Source organism: Bacillus sp. FSL K6-2944, assembly GCF_038005385.1.
Classification (GTDB): domain Bacteria; phylum Bacillota; class Bacilli; order Bacillales; family Bacillaceae_G; genus Bacillus_A; species Bacillus_A cereus.
Window position 1 is genome coordinate 1 of sequence record NZ_JBBOTE010000026.1, and the last position, 3,134, is coordinate 3,134.

Consider the following 3,134-nt stretch of genomic DNA (forward strand, 5'->3'; position numbering starts at 1 on the left):
TTTTTAGTCAGTATGTTTTTTACTTTTTTTCTTGCTTCAGCTTCTCCATATCAGAAGTTTGGAAAGTTTGTCCACTGAAAATTTCGTATACAACGATGAAGATATCAGGTAAATCATTCATAGGAATGGCACCTTTCAATTCAGCTAATGTACATTCTGTACCGCCGCTACGTACCATCGCATAAATTAATGCACGCATCAATTTCGCTTCATTTTCTCCCAGGCTAAATTGACCTTTTCCTAACATATCATTCATTTCTTGTTCAAATTCATGATAGGGTGTTCCATACGCCTCTTCCACATAAGGAAAAGATTCAAAAGTAAAAACAACAGGGATTGTAACACCCTGTATTTTAATGCTGTTTCTAGTTATATTAACGTTAACTAAATCACTTAAACGTGACATACTATCACTCCTTATTTCCCTGGTGTCGATGTTCCACCAAGTTGCGTTAATTGAGATTCATCACAAATGACTTGTTTTAGGAAATCTTCAGCTTTCATTCCTTTTGCCTCTGGATCGCCAGTATCCAATTCAGCTTGTGTTACATCGTTACATAACAATGGATCTGCTGTAATTGTGTAAGCAATGTCATCCACAGCCATTTCATCACCTTGTGTTTTCCAAGATTCTTCTACTGGCGCAACTGTACATTTTGGATACCAACGTAATATTTTAGTTCCATCATTTAAAGGGAATACAACACCTACTGCGAACTTTGGATACGCCTTCGCCTTCGCTGTTTCAAAAGACACGCCTTTTTTACGTGTTTTAGCAAAGATTTTATCTTTCACTTCACGATTTAGACCAGCAAGATTAAAAGCTAATCCAAACGCTGTATTTTTGACAATGTTAATCATTTTTTTGTTAGATGCCCACTTTGTAAAATTAGTAGAAGTAGTGGAAATCGTTAAATCAGAAATATTCGTTTGTCTATAAACAATATCCTCATAAGTTGGTAGTGCACTAGAAGTTTCATTTCCCTTCATCAAGCACAGATATAAATCTTCAATCCCTACGGAGTATTGAATTTCTTTATTTTCAATTGTCATGTATATCATCCTCACATTCTATCCATTATTTTTTGTGCCATCCTATCGGCAATGTTGTCACTTTCTGCATCAAACGTATTTCGAGAAAAATGCAGACCTTTTACTCGCCCTTTTCCATTCGCTTTTTTATGCCCGTGTTCGGCTAAGTACCAATACCATGCTGCATCTTCAAATTCCACAGATACATGATCATTCTTTACAACAACTTTCAAGCTATTTTTTAAATGGACTCGCTTGTTCTTATCCGACATTTTCATTCGCTTTTTTAATTCTGCTGCAAAATACTTGGCTGCTTCCTCTAATACATCCAAACTTACTTTTGTATTCACCCGTAATAGCGTATGAATATCTTCTAAAGCTTCAGCAAAACCATTGTTATTTGAAGCCATTACTGGATACACCTCACATACGTTATAAACTGCGTGATAGTGTCGTCATTTTCGTCATAACCCATTCCATCAAATTGAGAATAAGACACACCTGCTTCATTAAAAACAACCTTTAACGGCTCGTAATCTTTTTCAGTTCCATTTGTGATAACTGCAATTTGATAAAGTGGCATATCTTTTAGAACCTTATTAGAAGCTCTTTTCTGTTGTTCATTCACAAACTCATACACAATATAAGGATACTTCGCCGTTGTAGGAGCTTCATCACGATATACAGGAAGGCCCGATTGCTTCATAAGCGTTCGTAATTGCTCAAAATTAATTTGCATAGGACAATGACACCTCCATCAATCGGTCTTCTTCACGCACATAAATACGCTCAATATCATAAATACGGCCACCAACTTTTACACGATAATCCTTTTGATTATTTTCAATGTCACGATCGATACGGACTTCAATTTTCTTTACAATTTCATTCGTATCTTTCGTTGTAAATTTATCAGTGGCTGTAACCCCAATATTATTATAACGAATGTTACGTTCTAACGGATATCCCATCACAACACGGTCATTTTCCGAATCAATGGTTTCTCCTAATTTAAGTAGCTCACCCATCCATTTGAGTTTATTCGTCTTTCTCTTCATCAGCATAAACCTCCTGGACAAACATCGGCGTTAAAGCATCAAGAGCTTGTTCTAATTCTTTTTCAGCAATCCTGTAATCATAGTAAATACCGGCGACCATAATAATTAAATACTCGGTCTGCTTGCCTGTCGCATTTCTTACATAAGTCTTTGCTTGATTGATATAAAAAGAGAGCATAGAATCATCCATGCCCTCTTCCCAATGAATATGCGATTTTAATTTCTCAGTTAAATCACCCATATTAAGCGCCCACACTAGTTATTTATAGCAATAGCATTCGATTTATCATCCGTTCCAATCCATGTTCCACCTGTTAATTTTCCAGCACCATCAACAGTTAAAGAAATAGATTTCACACCAACACCATTGGCACCGTTCGTTCCATTTTTTCCATCAGCGCCTTTCGCACCAGTATCACCTTTGTCTCCTTTCAGACCTGGGCTTCCCGTTTCGCCTTTATCTCCTTTAGGCCCTTGGACTCCTGCTACATCAATTAAATCTGCAAAATCTTGTTGCGTTGGCTTATATCCCGTCACAAATAATGCTTTGACTGCTTCTTTTGTTTTTCCCATCCTGGCATCCCTCCTATGAAAGTATCAAACTCTTCCCAATCACCGCTTCTCCAATTGGAAGCGGTTCATCAGGGTTTCGTCTGCGTTCCATCCTGCAAGATATATTTATAAACTGGCACTTCAAATGGGGAATGAATGAGTTGTGCATCAAGTAAGTTCCAAATACGGAAACCGACACGGTTTGTACGTGAGAATAACTCCACTAATTTTTGGACTTCGAGTGATCCAATGACATCTTGAATGTAGAATTTAGAAAAGTCACCAAAATAGAATACAGGTGTATCTGGTGAATCAGGCATGTCAATCGCATCTTCTTCCTCAACTGGGAAGCCTAATAACGTATAACCAATTCCTCCTTCCGCTTGATTAAACGGACGAAGTAATGGGAAACCGTCATCTGTTTTCATCGTTTCAATTTTTGTTAATGCTGCTGTATTTAATACCCATCGTGCTTTTTTACGAACTTCTTTC

General features: G+C 37.3%; 8 protein-coding genes. All 8 read right to left on the reverse strand.

The window, feature by feature from the left end; all coding sequences use genetic code 11:
- Positions 1–19: 19 nt before the first annotated feature.
- Entirely contained in the window at positions 20–406 is a 387-nt protein-coding gene (locus MHH55_RS36315) for a hypothetical protein (protein ID WP_078188247.1), read from the reverse strand.
- An 11-nt stretch (positions 407–417) separates the two neighbouring features.
- A complete protein-coding gene (locus tag MHH55_RS36320) occupies positions 418–1,053 on the reverse strand; it encodes a major tail protein (RefSeq protein ID WP_098771170.1) in 636 nt (211 codons plus the stop codon).
- 11 nt (positions 1,054–1,064) lie between these two features.
- Positions 1,065–1,442, reverse strand: a complete 378-nt coding sequence (locus MHH55_RS36325) for an HK97 gp10 family phage protein (protein WP_078188196.1) — start codon at positions 1,440–1,442, stop codon at positions 1,065–1,067.
- On the reverse strand, positions 1,442–1,771 hold the full coding sequence (locus tag MHH55_RS36330) for a hypothetical protein (RefSeq protein WP_078188195.1): 330 nt from the start codon (positions 1,769–1,771) through the stop codon (positions 1,442–1,444). Before MHH55_RS36330 ends, MHH55_RS36325 begins: the two co-directional genes overlap by 1 nt.
- Positions 1,761–2,090, reverse strand: coding sequence for a hypothetical protein (locus MHH55_RS36335; protein ID WP_340882943.1), 330 nt, complete (start codon positions 2,088–2,090; stop codon positions 1,761–1,763). The genes MHH55_RS36330 and MHH55_RS36335 overlap by 11 nt, the downstream gene beginning before the upstream one ends.
- On the reverse strand, positions 2,071–2,331 hold the full coding sequence (locus MHH55_RS36340) for a head-tail connector protein (RefSeq protein ID WP_078188244.1): 261 nt from the start codon (positions 2,329–2,331) through the stop codon (positions 2,071–2,073). Before MHH55_RS36340 ends, MHH55_RS36335 begins: the two co-directional genes overlap by 20 nt.
- 14 nt (positions 2,332–2,345) lie before the next feature.
- Positions 2,346–2,663: a collagen-like triple helix repeat-containing protein gene (locus tag MHH55_RS36345; protein ID WP_340882945.1), complete on the reverse strand. Its 318-nt coding sequence runs from the start codon at positions 2,661–2,663 to the stop codon at positions 2,346–2,348.
- 68 nt (positions 2,664–2,731) lie between these two features.
- Positions 2,732–3,134, reverse strand: a 403-nt coding sequence (locus tag MHH55_RS36350) for a phage major capsid protein (protein WP_340882947.1), incomplete at its 5' end; no start/stop codon positions are given.